Source organism: Bradyrhizobium sp. LMG 9283, assembly GCF_045571415.1.
In the GTDB taxonomy this organism is placed as follows: Bacteria; Pseudomonadota; Alphaproteobacteria; order Rhizobiales; family Xanthobacteraceae; genus Bradyrhizobium.
Window position 1 is genome coordinate 6238239 of the sequence record NZ_CP120691.1, and the last position, 14796, is coordinate 6253034.

Sequence of the window (14796 nt, forward strand, 5' to 3'; positions counted from 1 at the left end):
AATGCAGGGATTTCAGGACGTTATTCGTATTGCCCGAAATTTTTGCAGGGCATTTTCGCTCGCAAAATTTGCGATTCGCTCAATCCTTGTGCGGCGCACAAGGATTGAGCGAGGTGTCGATTATTTAGGCGCGGACGTTTCGCGCATTAACCTTTGGTTTACGCGGCCTCAACGAAACGGTGGCGCTCATAGAGGAATTCGAGGACGCGCTGCCGGCACTTCAAATACGTGGTGTTCGTCGCGAGCTCGAGCCGCTTGCGCGGGCGTGCCAGCGGCACCTCCAACACCTCGCCGATGCGCGCGCTCGGCCCGTTCGTCATCATCACGATGCGGTCGGACAGGAGCACGGCCTCGTCGACGTCATGGGTGATCATCAGGATCGTATTGCCGAGCTTCTGATGTAGCGCCATCACCGAGTCCTGCAGATGCGCGCGGGTCAGTGCATCGAGGGCGCCGAACGGCTCGTCCAGCAGCAGCACCTTCGGCTCCATCGCCAGCGCCCGCGCGATGCCGACGCGCTGCTTCATGCCGCCGGAGATTTCCGAAGGACGCTTGTCCCTGGCATGGGCCATCTGCACGAGGTTGAGATTGTGCATCACCCACGCGTCGCGCTCAGCGCGGGACTTTGTCTTGGCGAAGACCTTGTCGACGCCGAGCTTGACGTTCTCGTAGACGGTCAGCCACGGCAGCAGGCTGTGGTTCTGGAACACCACGGCGCGATCGGGCCCCGGCGAGTTCACCTCGCGGTTTTCCAGCAGCACGCCGCCCGTGGAGGCGCCGGTCAGCCCTGCGATGATGTTGAGCAGGGTCGACTTGCCGCAGCCGGAATGGCCGATGATCGAAACGTATTCGCCCTTTTCGATCGTGAGATTGATGTCCTTCAGCACCTCCGTGGTGGCGACGCCGCGGGTGAAGACCTTGTCGATGTGGTCGAGCTTCAGATAGGCCGTCATGTACCTTCTCCTCAGTTCTGCGCGGTGCCGCGGGTGACGATCTTGCCGAGCCCCGCGATCAGGCGGTCCAGCACGAAGCCGACGATGCCGACATAGAACAGCGCCAGGATGATCTCGCTGATATGCGAGGAGTTCCAGGCGTCCCAGATGAAGAAGCCGATACCGACGCCGCCGATCAGCATTTCGGCTGCGACGATCGCAAGCCACGACAGGCCGATGCCGATGCGAAGGCCGGTGAAGATGTAGGGCGCCGCCGCCGGGATCATGATCTTTGCGAAGAACTCGAGCGGGTTGAGCTGCACCACCGCCGCGACGTTGCGATAGTCCTGCGGAATGTTGCGGATGCCGACCGCGGTGTTGATGATGATCGGCCAGATCGAGGTGATGAAGATGACGAAGATCGCCGAGGGCTGGCCGTCGCGGAATGCCGCGAGCGAGAGCGGCAGCCAGGCCAGCGGCGGAATGGTACGCAGCACCTGGAACAGCGGATCGAGCCCGCGCATCGCCCAGACCGACTGTCCGACGAGCACGCCAAGGGCGATGCCGGCGATGGCGGACAGCGAATAGCCGAAGGCAACGCGCTGGAGACTGGCCGACAGATGCCAGAACAAGCCCTTGTCGATGCCGCCATGATCGAAGAACGGATCGAGGATCAGCTCCCTGGTGTCTGTAAATACTTTTGACGGCGGCGGCAGCGCCGAGCCGGCTCTCCGGCAGACCAGCTCCCATACCAGCGTCAACAGCGCGATCACGACCAGCGGCGGGATCACGCGCACGGCGGATTCCCGCGCCATGCGTGCGTAGGCTTCAGTGCGTGGCGGCCGCTTCGGTGTCATCGCGACGACCGGCGCGGCGGCGCCCGCAGGCATCGCGGTCTCAAGCTCAATCTTTGTGGCAGGCATGTTCATCGCAATCCTCTTCCGGCTTTCGCAAGGACGATGCGGCCGCCCGAGGGCGGCCGCAGGGCTCCATCAGACTTCGACGCGCTTGATCGCGAGCGACTTCAGATAGGCAGCCGGATTTTCGGGATCGAACACCTTGCCGTCGAAGAAGGTCTCCTTGCCGCGCGAGGTGGAGGTCGGGATGTCGGAAGCGGCGACGCCGAGGGTCTTGGCCGCGTCGCGCCACATGTCCTCGCGGTTGACCTTCGCGATCAGCGCCTTGGTATCGAAATTCGCCTCGTACTTGCCCCAGCGGATGTCCTCGGTGAGGAACCAGAGATCGTGGCTCTGGAAGGGATAGGAGGCATGATCGCGCCAGTACTTCATGATGTGCGGCGAGTTCTCGACCACCTTGCCGGGGATGCCGTAGTCGAACTTGCCGGCGGTGCGGTCGAGCACGTCCTCGACCGGGCAATTCATCCACTGCCGCTTGCCCATGATGGCGGCGAGCTCGGCCTTGTTCTCGGCTTTGTCCGACCACTGCTGGGCTTCCATCACGGCCATCAGCAACGCCTTGGCCGCCTTCGGATATTTGTCGACGAAGGCCGCGCGCATGCCGAAGGATTTTTCCGGATGCTTGTTCCAGAGCTCGCCAGTGGTGACAGCGGTGTAGCCGATCTTTTGATTGATCAGCTGCAGATTCCATGGCTCGCCGACGCAGAAGCAGTCCATGGTACCGACCTTCATGTTGGCCACCATCTGCGGCGGCGGCACCACGATGGTCTCGATGTCCTTGTCGGGATCGATGCCGCCGGCGGCGAGCCAGTAGCGGATCCAGAGGTCGTGCGTGCCGCCGGGGAAGGTCATCGCGGCCTTCACGGCCTTGCCGGAGGACTTCTTCTTCTCCAGCGCCGCCTTGAAGGGCGATGCATCGACGCCGAGCTTGAGGTCGGCATATTCGTTGGCGACAGAGATGCACTGACTGTCGAGATTGAGCCGCGCCAGGATGTACATCGGCGTCGGCTGGTTGTTCTGGGTCACCTTGCCGGCCGAGATCAGATACGGCATCGGTGTGAGGATATGCGCGCCGTCGATGCCGTTGCCCTCGGAGCCGAGCACGAGGTTGTCGCGCGTGGTGCCCCAGGAGGCCTGCTTCTGCACGTCAGTGTCAGGCATGCCGTATTTGGCGAAGAGACCCTTGTCCTTGGCGACGAACAGCGGACCGGCGTCGCTGAGGGCAATGAAGCCGAGCTTGGCGCCCTTGACCTCAGGGCCTGCGTCCTGAGCGAAGGCGCCGGCAGGGAAATTCAGCTTGGCGGCGGCAAGAAGTGCGGCGGTCGAGCCGGTCGCCTTCAACAATTGACGGCGGCTGAGGCCGGTCGTTTCCGAGGGCCGGCGGGTGCGCTTGGTCATAGGCAGTGTCGTCCTTTGCATCGTTGCGGAATGATTTGCGGCTGTGCGCGCGAGCAGCCCGTCCGTCCTTGGCGCCGTCTTTGGCGCATGCGAGCGCACGACGGGGATGACCCCCGTCTGGTGGCGTCAGCAAATCGGATGAGAAGTCTCGCGGGACGGCTTCAATGGCGTCGGGTTGGAACTATTCAAGCTTCGTGCCAAGCCCGTCACCTGTAAAAGCGTTAGAAAATCAATAGCTTAATTGGTCTGCGCCAGACTGCCGCAGGGGAGTTCCGCATTCGAAATTTGCGATCTGCTCAGTATTTGACCTGCGCACAAATTTTGTGCAGACGCCCGCACAAGAGGCCCCGACCGCATTATCAACAAATCAGGGAGCGCCACTTCACATTGATATCTCTTCATCTTTCGGACGCGCCGGGACGGCACGCAACTTGCTTCTGCTGTGGCGTCAACGAAGACTGCGGCTTGCCGCATTGTTGCAGCCTCTGGCGGCTGCATCCCGGAAGCTCAACTGCTTCGCGGCCCTCCCGGCTTTAAAGTCCTCGTGACGCGATTCCCAAGGCTTCCAGACTTTCCATAGCCCTCGTGCGCGGCCGGCCAGCCCGCACGGCCAAGACATTCAGCCGCGCTCTCGCCAGGGGCGTGTCGATCTCACTTACGAGCAAAAGGAACCATTGATGTCGTATCTCGCGCCTTCGGAATTCGTCACCAAGATGGTGGATGCAGGCGAGTCCAAGATCTTCATGTCCACCCGGGATACCGTCATCCGGGCCTATATGGCCGGTGCCATCCTTGCCCTCGCCGCCTGGTTCGCCGTCACCATCAACGTGAACACCGGCCAGCCGCTGGTCGGCGCGCTGCTGTTCCCGGTCGGCTTCGTCATGCTCTATCTGCTGGGCTTCGATCTCCTGACCGGCGTGTTCGTGCTCTCCCCGCTCGCCTTGATCGACAAGCGCCCGGGCGTCACCCTCGCCGGCGTGCTGCGCAACTGGGGCCTCGTCTTCGTCGGCAACTTCGCCGGCGCGTTCACCGTGGCCTTCATGATGGCCTTCGTCACGACCTTCGGCTTCACCCAGGCGCCCGACAAGGTCGGCGCGGCCATCGGCAATATCGGCGAAGGCCGAACCCTCGGCTATGCCGCGCACGGCGCGGCCGGCATGGCGACGCTGTTCATGCGCGGCATGCTCTGCAACTGGATGGTCTCGACCGGCGTCGTCGGCGCCATGATCTCGACCTCGGTCTCCGGCAAGGTCATCGCGATGTGGATGCCGATCCTGGTGTTCTTCTACATGGTGTTCGAGCATTCCGTGGTGAACATGTTCCTGTTCCCGTCGGGCCTGATGCTGCACGCCAAGTTCTCGATCATGGACTATCTGATCTGGAACGAGATCCCGACCGTGCTCGGCAACCTCGTCGGCGGCCTCGCCTTCACCGGCATGACCCTCTACGCGACGCACGTCCTGACCCTGCCGAAGCGCCAGGCCGACAAGGCTGCGAAGCCCCGCGTTGCGGCCTGATCGAATGCGTCTCGACAGAGGAGCCTCGCCCGGTCAGGGTGAGGCTCCCCTCTCCTGGTGATGACGATGACCCCCGGTCTCCTGATCTCGGTCGGCCAGCACTCCGACAAAGGTCGCAAGCCCATCAACCAGGACTTTCACGGCGTCCTGATTCCGGAGGAGCCGCTGCTCAGCCTGAAGGGCATCGCGGCGGTTCTCGCCGACGGCATCTCCTCCAGCACGCTGAGCCAGATCGCCAGCGAGTCGGCGGTCAAGAGCTTCCTGATGGATTATTACTGCACGTCGGAATCCTGGACGGTGAAGACCTCCGCCCGCCGCGTGCTCGAGGCGACCAATTCCTGGCTGCATGCGCAGACACGCAAGAGCCAATATGCCTATGACCGCGACAAGGGCTATGTTTGCACGCTCAGCGCCATGGTCATCAAGGCGGCCACCGCGCACATCTTCCATGTCGGCGACTGCCGCATCTACCGCGTTGCCGGCAAGGCGCTGGAGCAGCTGACCGACGATCACCGGATCATCGTATCATCGGAGCAGACCTATCTCGGCCGCGCGCTCGGCATCAATCCGCAGCTCGAGATCGACTATCAGACGGTCGAGATCCAGGCGGGCGACACCTTCCTGCTGGCAACCGACGGCGCTTACGAATTCGTCGACCCGCGCTTCGTCACGAGCGCCATCAACGAGCATGCGGCCGAGCTCGACGGAGCGGCAAAGGCGATCGTCGAGGAGGCCTACCGGCGCGGCAGCGACGACAACATCACGGTGCAGATCCTGCGGATCGATGCGGTGCCGGAGGAAACCGGCGTTTTCGATCGGACCTCGACGCTGCCCCTGCCGCCTCTATTGGAGCCCCGGGCGATGTTCGACGGCTATCGGATCATGCGGGAGATCCACGGCAGCAGCCGCAGCCACATCTATCTCGCTGTCGATATGGAGACCGAGGAAACGGTCGCGCTCAAGATTCCGTCGATAGACCTGCGCGACAACCAGGCCTATCTGAAACGTTTCCTGATGGAGGAATGGATCGCGCGGCGGATCGACAGTCCGTACGTGCTCAAGCCGCGGTCGCGATCGACCCGGCGCAACTATCTTTACGTCGCGACCGAGTTCGTCGAGGGGCAGACGCTGCGGCAATGGATGCTGGACAATCCACGTCCCGATCTGGAGACGGTGCGCAGGATCGTGGAGCAGATCGCCACCGGGCTTCGCGCCTTCCACCGGATGGAGATGCTGCACCAGGATCTCAGGCCCGATAACGTCCTGATCGACAAGACCGGCACCGCGAAGATCATCGACTTCGGATCGGTCAGGGTCGCGGGCGTTGCCGAAGCGGCGCCGAAATCGGCAGACGCGGAGATTCTCGGCACTGTTCAATATACGGCACCGGAGTATTTCCTCGGCGAGGGCGGATCGCCCCGGTCCGACATGTTCTCGCTGGCCGCTATCTGTTATCAGATGCTCACCGGGCATCTGCCCTACGGCGCCCAGCTCGCCAAGATCCGGGGACGATCGGACGCGTGGAAATTGCAATATCGCCCGGCGGTCGATGTCGAGCGCGGCATCCCGGGCTGGATCGACGGCGCGCTCAGGAAAGCGCTGCATCCCGATCCCTACAAGCGCCACGAAGACCTCTCCGAGTTCATCTTCGAGCTCAGAAATCCCAATCCGGCCTATCTCGCCACACGGACCACGCCCCTTCTGGAGCGCAATCCGCTGCTGTTCTGGAAGCTGACCACGGCGATCCTGGCCTGCACGGTCATCGTGCTGCTCGCAGCGATTCGGCTGCGATAGGAGGACAAGGCCGGATCACGCCGGCTCCGCCGCCTTCACCCCCAGCGGTTTCGGCGCCATGCCGCCGCCGGGCTTGAGGTGGAATTCGTAGTTCATCAGGTGCCACCGCCCGCTCGTCTTGGTGCCGTCGGGCATCTCAGGATCGTTGCGCGGCTCGACCTTGGCGACAAGGTTGTCCTTGACGCCGAACACGACGTCGGAATCCAGATATTTGTCGCCGTCCATGAAGACATGCGTGATCAGCGGCTCATAGCCCTTCGCATTGACCAGGAAGTGCACATGGGCCGGGCGCATCGGATGGCGATTGGTCTGCACGATCATCTCCCCGACAGGACCGTCGGTCGGGATCGGGTAACTGCACGGCAAAATGGTGCGGAAGAAGAAGCGGCCGTCGTCGTCGGTGATGAAGCGCGCCCGCGCGGAGGCGCCGAGCTCCTCATAGTTCGGCTTCTGTGAATCATAGAAGCCGTCATCATCGGCATGCCAGACATCGACGGGGACGCCTGCGAGCGGCCTGCCCTCGAGGTCGGTGACGCGGCTCTGCACGAACATCCGCTCGCCCGTCTGATTGTTCGGCGAGATGTCGGTGCCATGCGCGGTCACCTTGTGCTCGCCGACATAGAATGGGCCGAGCACCGTCGTTTGGGTGGCGCCGTCGCGGTCGCGATGGTTGACCGCGTCGACCAGCATGGAGACGCCGAGCACGTCAGACAGCAGGATGAATTCCTGGCGGGTATCGGTGCACTTCTGGCCGGTGCGGGTCAGGAAGTCGATCGCGTATTCCCATTCCTCGAAGGTCAGGCCAGTCTTGCTCACGTAATCGTGCAGCGATTTCACCAATTCCTGGAGCAGGAATTTCGCCCGCGGGTTCGGCGTCTGGTCGAAGCTCTTGATGACGGCCTCGGTGAGGTCGGTCTCGCTGAACTGGGTCATGGTAGGTTTGCCCTCGCGTTTTTTCGTTGGCCCGGACGGGCTCCCTGGAGGCGTTCCAGGCTGGACACTACACCAGTCGGACGCCCCGCGTTAAGCAGGACCGGCTTGGAATGGGCCCGCCATTTGGCTATCACCATCGTCCAGAAACTGCCCGGAGGAACTGATGCTCGCCCCTAGCCCCGCCTCGCCCGAATCCGTCGGCATGTCCAAGGCCGCGCTCGACCGGCTCGATGCGCATCTCAAGCGCCGGTACATCGATGCCGGCCGTTTCCCCGGCACACAGCTCCTGGTCTACCGTCGTGGCAAGATCGCCCACAGCTCGGTGCAGGGTTTTGCCGATGTCGAGCGCAAGGTGCCGGTGAAGGACGACACCATCTACCGCATCTATTCCATGACCAAGCCGCTCACCAGCGTCGCCTTCATGATGCTGGTCGAGGAAGGCCTCGTCGCGATCGACGAGCCCGTCGCCAAGTACATTCCGGAATGGAAGGACGTCGGCGTGTTCGTCGCCGGCACCTACCCGGCCTTCCTGACCCGGCCGCCGTCGCGACCCATGCTGATCGTCGACTTGCTGCGCCACACGTCTGGGCTAACGTATGGCTTCCAGCAGCGCTCGAATGTCGATGCCGCTTATCGCGCTGAAAAGATCGGCGAGGTCGAGAAATCGGGCACGCTCCAGACCATGATCGAAGGCCTGGCAAAGATCCCGCTGGAGTTCTCGCCGGGCGAGGCCTGGAACTACTCGGTTGCGACCGACGTGATCGGTTACCTCATCGGCAAGATCTCGGGCGTGCCGTTCGAGCAGTTCCTTAAATCACGCATTCTCGATCCGCTCGGCATGACCGACACCGACTTCCACGTGCCGGCCTCGAAGGCGCACCGCTTCGCGGCCTGCTACTCGGCGGACCCGGGCGGTGGCATGACCTTTCATGCCGGCCAACGCCGCGAGGGGCTGACGCTTCAAGACGATCCGACGACGAGCTCGTTCCTGTCACCGCCTTCCTTCATCTCGGGCGGCGGCGGATTGTGCTCGACGGTCGCCGACTATCTCACCTTCTGCCGCGCGCTGCTCAACGGCGGCGAGCTCGGCGGCGTCAGGCTGATCGGGCCGAAGACGCTGGCGCTGATGACGAGCAACCACATCCCGGGCGGACGCGCGCTGCCCGAAGTGTCGCGCTCGCTGTTCTCGGAAGCAGCCTATAACGGCATCGGCTTCGGCCTCGGCTTCGCCGTGACCATGCGCCCGGCCGAGACGCTGATTGCCGGCAGCCCGGGCGAATACAATTGGGGCGGTGCGGCCACGACTTCGTTCTGGATCGACCCGGACGAGGAGCTGATCACCATCTTCATGACGCAGGTGCTGCCGTCGAGCGCCTACCCGATCCGCCGCGAGCTGCGCAGCATGGTCTACGCCGCAATCACCGAGAGCAATCTGTAGTCAGTCGTAGCCGTCCCGCGGCCGCCGGCCGCGGGACCGCACCATCGGACGCTCATTTGAGCATCTCCGGCACGATCAGACGCGGCAGGAACAGCGACACGCTGGGCCAAACGATGACCGCCGCCAGCACGAGCAGCATCGGGATCAGCATGATCACCGTGTCCTTCAGGGCGTAGCGCAGCCGCACGCCGGCGATCGAACAGGCGATCATCAGGCATAGGCCATAGGGAGGCGTCACCAGTCCGAAGGCCAGCGATACGATGGAAATGATCGCGAACTGGACCGGATGGAGATCGACCGACTTGGCGAGCGGCTCCAGCACCGTGCCGACGATGATGATCGCCGGAATGGCGTCGAGGAAACAGCCCACCACCAGAAAGCAGAAGGAGATGAAGAAGCCGGCCGCAACGACGCCCATGCCCCATGTCGAAACGTTGGCCAGCAGCTCTTGCGGAATCTTGTAGTAGGCGAGCAGCCAGCCAAACGCGCTCGCTGTGCCGACGCAAAACAGCGCCACGCCGGCAAGACGCCCGGTGTCGAGCAAGGCCTTGTATAGTTCGCGTAGGCCTGTCTCGCGGTAGAAGAATGTCGAGAGGGCCACGGAATAGAGCACAGCGACGCAGGCGGACTCGGTCGCGGTGAACCACCCGAGCAAAATGCCGCCGACGATGATGAACGGCGTCATCAGCGCCGGTATCGACCGCCAGATGGCGTGCCGCATGTCGACCCATGTCGCCTTCGGATAGGTCGGGTAGCCGCGGCGCACGGCATAGACGTGCACCGTCGCCATCTGCGCACCCGCGATCAGCAGGCCCGGCACGATGCCGGCCAGATACATCGCCGCAATCGAGGTCGAGATCAGCCCGCCCCACACGATCATCAGGATCGACGGCGGGATGACGACAGCCAGAACGGCAGACACCGCCGTGATGGCGATGGAGAACGACAGGTCGTAGCCCTCCTTGCTCTGCGCATCGATGAAGATCTTGGACTGGCTCGCCGCATCGGCGGTGGAGGAGCCCGAGATGCCGGCAAAGAACACCGACAGCACGACGTTGATCTGCGCCAGCGATCCCGGCCAGTGCCCGACCATCGAGCGCGACAGCGCCACGAGGCGGTCGGTGATGCCGCCGATGCTCATCAGGTTCGCCGTCAACAGGAAGAACGGCACCGCGAGCAGGATGAATGAATTGTAGGCATTGAAGGTCTCCTGCGCGAGCATCATCAGCGACAGGCGCGGCTCGATCATCAGGATCGGCACGCAGGCAAGGCCGAGTGCAAAAGCAACCGGCACCCGCACGATGAGCAGGGCGATGAAGACCCCGAACAGTACCATGGCGGCCTGTCCCGCAGAAAGTACAGTGCCGCTCATCTCCGTGTCCCGATCAGAACGCGCATTTCATCGAGTATCTGTTCGCCCGCAAACACGAGCCACGTCACGCCAGCCACCGGCCAGGCGACGTGGATCAGCCAGAGCGGCAGATCGGCCAGCTCCGACGTCCTGTTCCAGGCGAAGCGTGTGAATTCGATCCCGGCCCAGACAAACACGAGAGCCAGCGCCAGCACGCCGAGCCGGGCGAGGATCCGCACCGCGGCCTCCGACCGCCGCGATAGGTCAGGCCACACGTCGACCTCGAAATGCTGCGCCTCCCGCACGCCAACCATGGCCCCGATCATGATCGTCCAGACGAACAGAAACCGCGCCATTTCCTCCGTCCAGATGTAGGACGGGATGAAGGGCGTGTAGCGCGAGATGATTTGCAGCGTGACCGGAATGACCAGAATGCCGACGCAAGAGGCCAGCAAGATTTCCAGCAATTTTGCATAGGCAGCCGTGACGCGACGCCACAGCGACGGTGTGGACGGGACGTGCATTTCGGACATTGGAGCTCCGTGCGGCGGCTCATCCGCCGGGTCCGGGCAGGAAGCGGGGCCTGCCCGGATGATCGTCGGCGGACAGAGCGACCTCAGACGACGTTGATCTTCTCGAAAATGCCCTCTGCACCAATTTCCTTGGCGTAGGTGGCCATCACGGGATCGGCGAGCTTCTTCATGGCGTCCCGCTCCTCGAACGGAACGCGCTTGAGCTTGCCGGCCTTCTCGAGCGTGTCGAGCTTGACGACCTCTTCGCTCGACTCCAGCTGGCGGCCGTAGTCGCCGGCCTCTTTGCCCGCCTTCATGATCGCGTCCTGCAAATCCTTCGGCAAGGTCTTCAGCGTCTTCACCGAGAAGCAGATCGGGCGGATCGAGACTGCATGTTGGGTGAGGCTGAGATGCGGGGCCACTTCGTAGAACTTCATCGCCTCGACGCCCGCCGCCTCGTTCTCGCCGGCCGATATCACGCCGTTCTGGATCGCGTTGTAGATTTCGTTATAGGCGATCACCGTCGGGCTCATGCCGACGGCAGCGAAGGTCTTCGACCAGATCGGCGCGCCCTGCACGCGGACCTTGAGACCCTTGAGGTCGGCGAGAGTCTTGAGCGGCTTGTTGGCGAAGATGTTGCGGATGCCGCCGCCGGCATAACCGATCAGGACGACCTCGGCCTTGGCCGCGACCTCGTCGGCGATCGGCGCCAGGATATTGGCCTCCACGACCTTGTTCATGTGCTCGATACCCTTGAACACGAAGGGCGCATCGATGAACGGCGCCGCCTTGGCGAAGGTCGACATGTGAGCCGGCGAGACGATGCCGTAATCGACCGCCTTGCCCTGCGACATGTACTCGAAATACTGCTTCTCCAGGCCGAGCGAGGAGTTCTTGTGCAGGGTGAAATTGACGGGCTTGCCGTAGTACTTCTTCACCAGCTCTTCGAACCGGATCAGTGCCCGGTTGAAGGCATGGTCGTCATTGAACTGGACCGCGCCGTTCAACGTGATCGGGGCTTGCGCCCTGAGGATCGACGGCATGCCGATCGTGGCCGCCGCAGTGGTTGCACCGATACCAGCGAGAAATGATCTTCGCTTCATCGTCTCCCCTCCCTTTGATGCTCCAGCCCTGTCGCCGGGCCGTGAGCGCAGCCGCGATGCGGCATGCGAGAGGCAAGCGTATGAAAAACCTCAACGGGACGGAAGTCATTTCGCGTGCGCAGGCGGTAGTCTTCTTCGCGGGACTAACTCCGGCACGACCTGTTGCACTGCAACTTGCGCTCCAGCTGGCGCGCGGCAAGCTCTCCTCGCAGACGGAAGACTTGCGGGCCTGTGCGCTGCACGCAGAGGCCCGCCCGGCTTCCAAAACGGAGCTAGTGCATATGACCAATCAGATAGATGCCGCCGCCGATCACAATGATCGCTGGCACGGCCCAGAGGATAAATACGGGCATCACATTCTCCCTAATTGGACGTGCAGACCTTGACGGTCTTCATCCCGCTCTCCGCCTCGGCGCGTGTCTTGTAGACCATGCCCGAAGGGCTGACCACGGTCATGGACGTGTCTGTCGGCTTCTTGTCGACGATAGTGCACTTCTTGGTCTTGACGTCCTGGACCACGTAGAACTCGTCGGCCGCGAACGCCGGCACGGACAATGCAGCAACCATCAGCGCTGCACTTGCTATTCTCAGCGTCATTTTCTCCTCCTCGAATTCCCGGGTTTCCGGCCCGGTCGATCCAGTAACGGGAAAAAATAGCAATTTGTTCCTACGCCGGGGGGAACGCCGCGCATGGTGAGATGTTGTTGCCGCGCTTATTCCCTGTGAGGAGGACAAGATGAAAAAGCTGTTCCTGCTGTCCGCGGCGGCCGTCCTGATTTCGACCGGCGCATTCGCGCAATCCACCGTGGTGACGACGACTGGAACCGGTCACGCGGCGGCAGTTCAGATCGAGCCGCAATACCGAACCAAGATCAAATCCTACATCACCGAGCACCGCATCCGCCCGGTGACGACGAAGGAAAAGATCGTCGTCGGCGCGACGGTCCCGAGCGACGTCGAGCTCGAGGCCGTTCCGGCGGATTGGGGCCCGTCGCTGACGAAGTATAGCTACGTCTACTCCGGGGATCGCGTGATGCTGGTGGATCCCGGCTCACGCACTGTCGTGCAGGAAGTCGATTGATCAGGACAAGACGGACGGCCGTCGCGACGGCGGCCGTCCTCGCGAAGTTGATCACATGACATCGCATCGCGAGGCGCGGATCGCCGGGCTCAGCCTGGCCTGCGGCGCAAGCGTCCCCGACTGCGCTGCAAAAAATCCCGTCTCCGGATTGCTCGCGGGTTCCGAAAATCGTGGCGCAGCGCAACTCGCGACCGTATGGTCTCCGAAAACCATAATCCAGCGCCGCCGCGCTGGAATCGGGACGCCTGCGTTTGTCGAAGCTCACCCTGCCGGTCCGACTCGCTCTCCTCGTCGCGGGAACGATGTTGCCGCTGATCGTCTTTGCCGTCGGCCTTGCCTATTCCAATTATCGCCAGGATCGCAGCGAGGCGACGCGCCGGGTGCTGGAGACGGTGCGCAGCATGCGTGTCGTGCTCGATTCCGAAGTGCAGCGGATAACCGGTGGCTTGCAGGTGCTCGCGCTCAGCGATTCCCTGCAGAACCGTGATTTCGACGGCTTCCGCCGGCTGGCAGTCGGGTTCATCAGCCAATATGGTGGGGACAGCGTTCTTCTGCTGGCCGACAGATCCGGCCACCAGCTGTTTTCGACCGTCACGACGGAAACGGCGAATCTTCCACCACGCAACAATCGGGAAATCGTCGAGCGGGTGTTTGCAAGTAAAGCGCCGCAATATTCCGACCTGTTCGTCGGTTCGACCAAGAAACGGCCGATCGTGACCGTGGAAGTTCCCGTGCTGCGCAATGGCGATGTCGTCTATGCGCTCTCCTTCAGTCCGCCGATCACGATATTCCAGAAATTGGTCGAGCAGCAGCGGCCAAATGATCAATGGACGGTGTCGCTGCTGGACACCAAGGCCCGCGTGTTCGCGCGCACACCCAACCCTGGCGAGACGTTCGGCAAGCAGGCTTCCGGCGCACTCTACGATGCGATGTCGCGCGCGCCGGAGGCCGCGCTTTCGACCGTCTCGCTCGACGGCGTCGCGCTGTCCTCTGCCTTTACCAGATCGCAGCTGACCGGCTGGACGGTGGTAGCGGGCGTCACCGAAAGCTCGCTGATCGCACCGCTCTGGCGCAACATCGCGATCACCGGCCTGATCGGCGGCATCCTGCTGCTGGTTGGCCTCACCTTTGCAGTGAGGATGGCGACCACGATCGCGCGCGGCGAGATGCTGCACAATCTGCTGATCGAGGAGCTCAACCACCGGGTCAAGAACACGCTGGCCCTGATGCAGGCAATCGCGGTGCAGACCTTCCGCAGCGCCAGCCGGGATGAGCGGAGCAAGTTCGAGGGGCGGCTCGGCGCGCTGGCCGAAGCGCATAACCTCTTGAGCCAGGAGAAATGGGCAAGCTCCGAGCTCCGGGACGTCATCGCCCGCGCGCTCCGGCCGTTCCTGTTGAGCAATCCCGACCGCATCCGCATGGCCGGCCCGGCCGTGCCGCTGTCGCCGCGGCTCGCCGTGGTGCTGTCGATGATCGTGCACGAGATCGCCACCAACGCCGCGAAATACGGCGCATTGTCCAACGAGACCGGCCGGGTGACGCTGGACTGGGAGGTCCTCGCTGATGAGTCGACGCCGCGGCTGCGGCTGCTCTGGACCGAAATCGGCGGGCCGCCGGTCACGGTGCCGGTGCAACGCGGCTTCGGCTCGCGCCTGATCGAGCGCAGTGCGCGCGACCAGCTCGGCGGCGAGGCAACCGTCGATTTCCTGCCGCGTGGCGTGGTCTGCACGGTGATCTGCGCGCTGGAGGAGACGCGATGAATGGACGAAAGGGATATCGGCGATGAAGACCACCCATGTGGACCGCAAGGCGCTGGCGCG

Annotated in this window: 14 protein-coding genes; 6 read left to right on the forward strand and 8 right to left on the reverse strand. The window is 63.0% G+C overall.

The window, feature by feature from the left end; translation table 11 throughout:
- Positions 1-158 precede the first annotated feature (158 nt).
- The 3 genes from P6U29_RS29375 to P6U29_RS29385 form a co-directional block, all read right to left on the reverse strand.
- Positions 159-953 carry an ABC transporter ATP-binding protein gene (locus tag P6U29_RS29375; RefSeq protein ID WP_407113854.1) on the reverse strand — a complete coding sequence of 265 codons (795 nt, stop codon included), beginning with the start codon at positions 951-953 and terminating at the stop codon, positions 159-161.
- A gap of 11 nt (positions 954-964) precedes the next feature.
- Positions 965-1861, reverse strand: a complete 897-nt coding sequence (gene ntrB, locus P6U29_RS29380) for a nitrate ABC transporter permease (RefSeq protein WP_407113855.1) — start codon at positions 1859-1861, stop codon at positions 965-967.
- A gap of 63 nt (positions 1862-1924) precedes the next feature.
- Entirely contained in the window at positions 1925-3247 is a 1323-nt protein-coding gene (locus P6U29_RS29385) for a CmpA/NrtA family ABC transporter substrate-binding protein (RefSeq protein ID WP_407113856.1), read from the reverse strand.
- 677 nt (positions 3248-3924) lie between these two features.
- On the opposite strand from P6U29_RS29385, the gene P6U29_RS29390 reads away from it, so the two are divergent.
- Together P6U29_RS29390 and P6U29_RS29395 are read left to right on the forward strand one after the other, a co-directional pair.
- Positions 3925-4764 (forward strand): formate/nitrite transporter family protein, encoded by an 840-nt coding sequence (locus tag P6U29_RS29390; RefSeq protein WP_407113857.1) that lies wholly within the window; start codon positions 3925-3927, stop codon positions 4762-4764.
- Between the two features lie 60 nt (positions 4765-4824).
- The gene (locus tag P6U29_RS29395; protein WP_407119447.1) at positions 4825-6558 is read left to right on the forward strand and encodes a protein kinase domain-containing protein; all 1734 of its coding nucleotides are present in this window, start codon (positions 4825-4827) and stop codon (positions 6556-6558) included.
- A gap of 15 nt (positions 6559-6573) precedes the next feature.
- Here the strand turns inward: P6U29_RS29395 and P6U29_RS29400 are convergent, their stop codons facing one another.
- Complete coding sequence (locus P6U29_RS29400; protein ID WP_407113858.1) at positions 6574-7491, reverse strand: intradiol ring-cleavage dioxygenase; 918 nt, start codon at positions 7489-7491, stop codon at positions 6574-6576.
- A 163-nt stretch (positions 7492-7654) separates the two neighbouring features.
- On the opposite strand from P6U29_RS29400, the gene P6U29_RS29405 reads away from it, so the two are divergent.
- Positions 7655-8929, forward strand: a complete 1275-nt coding sequence (locus P6U29_RS29405; protein WP_407113859.1) for a serine hydrolase domain-containing protein — start codon at positions 7655-7657, stop codon at positions 8927-8929.
- Between the two features lie 52 nt (positions 8930-8981).
- On the opposite strand, the gene P6U29_RS29410 is transcribed toward P6U29_RS29405, so the two are convergent.
- The 3 genes from P6U29_RS29410 to P6U29_RS29420 form a co-directional block, all read right to left on the reverse strand.
- Entirely contained in the window at positions 8982-10301 is a 1320-nt protein-coding gene (locus tag P6U29_RS29410; RefSeq protein ID WP_407113860.1) for a TRAP transporter large permease, read from the reverse strand.
- The gene (locus P6U29_RS29415) at positions 10298-10813 is read right to left on the reverse strand and encodes a TRAP transporter small permease (RefSeq protein ID WP_407113861.1); all 516 of its coding nucleotides are present in this window, start codon (positions 10811-10813) and stop codon (positions 10298-10300) included. The genes P6U29_RS29410 and P6U29_RS29415 overlap by 4 nt, the downstream gene beginning before the upstream one ends.
- 83 nt (positions 10814-10896) lie before the next feature.
- Positions 10897-11895: a TRAP transporter substrate-binding protein gene (locus tag P6U29_RS29420; RefSeq protein ID WP_407113862.1), complete on the reverse strand. Its 999-nt coding sequence runs from the start codon at positions 11893-11895 to the stop codon at positions 10897-10899.
- Between the two features lie 80 nt (positions 11896-11975).
- On the opposite strand from P6U29_RS29420, the gene P6U29_RS29425 reads away from it, so the two are divergent.
- Positions 11976-12281 carry a hypothetical protein gene (locus P6U29_RS29425; RefSeq protein WP_407113863.1) on the forward strand — a complete coding sequence of 102 codons (306 nt, stop codon included), beginning with the start codon at positions 11976-11978 and terminating at the stop codon, positions 12279-12281.
- On the opposite strand, the gene P6U29_RS29430 is transcribed toward P6U29_RS29425, so the two are convergent.
- Positions 12259-12492 carry a hypothetical protein gene (locus P6U29_RS29430; RefSeq protein WP_407113864.1) on the reverse strand — a complete coding sequence of 78 codons (234 nt, stop codon included), beginning with the start codon at positions 12490-12492 and terminating at the stop codon, positions 12259-12261. The two genes, P6U29_RS29425 and P6U29_RS29430, sit on opposite strands and share 23 nt — an antisense overlap.
- A 139-nt stretch (positions 12493-12631) precedes the next feature.
- On the opposite strand from P6U29_RS29430, the gene P6U29_RS29435 reads away from it, so the two are divergent.
- Both P6U29_RS29435 and P6U29_RS29440 read left to right on the forward strand, forming a co-directional pair.
- Positions 12632-12976, forward strand: a complete 345-nt coding sequence (locus tag P6U29_RS29435; RefSeq protein WP_407113865.1) for a DUF1236 domain-containing protein — start codon at positions 12632-12634, stop codon at positions 12974-12976.
- Positions 12977-13278: 302 nt separating this feature from the next.
- Positions 13279-14736, forward strand: a complete 1458-nt coding sequence (locus tag P6U29_RS29440; RefSeq protein WP_407119448.1) for a sensor histidine kinase — start codon at positions 13279-13281, stop codon at positions 14734-14736.
- Positions 14737-14796: the final 60 nt, after the last annotated feature.